At 43.5% G+C, this 322-nt stretch carries 1 protein-coding gene; it reads left to right on the forward strand.

All coding sequences use genetic code 11. From position 1 onward, the window contains the following. Window positions 1-322: acetyl-CoA carboxylase biotin carboxyl carrier protein (accB, locus tag V7147_RS16035; RefSeq protein WP_335368836.1), on the forward strand; the 322-nt coding region annotated here is incomplete at both ends.

Consider the following 322-nt stretch of genomic DNA (forward strand, 5'->3'; position numbering starts at 1 on the left):
GAAAGCAAGGTACAAGCAGCACAGCCTGTTGCTCCAGTTGTTACTGAGGTAGCCGTGCCTGCTGCGCAACCTGCTCAACCGCAGGCAAAGCCAGCAGAACCTGTTGCAGCTGCACCAACGGTAGATGAAAACTTACATAAAATTGTGTCACCGATGGTTGGTACTTTCTATTCATCTCCATCACCAGATGCAGATGTCTATGTTCAGAAAGGTGATAAAGTAAAAGAAGATTCAGTGGTTTGTATCGTGGAAGCCATGAAGCTATTTAATGAAATCGAAGCAGAAGTGAATGGTGAAATCGTTGAAATATTAGTTGAAAATG

It is taken from the genome of Bacillus sp. JJ1521, from assembly GCF_036965165.1.
Classification (GTDB): domain Bacteria; phylum Bacillota; class Bacilli; order Bacillales; family Bacillaceae_L; genus Ferdinandcohnia.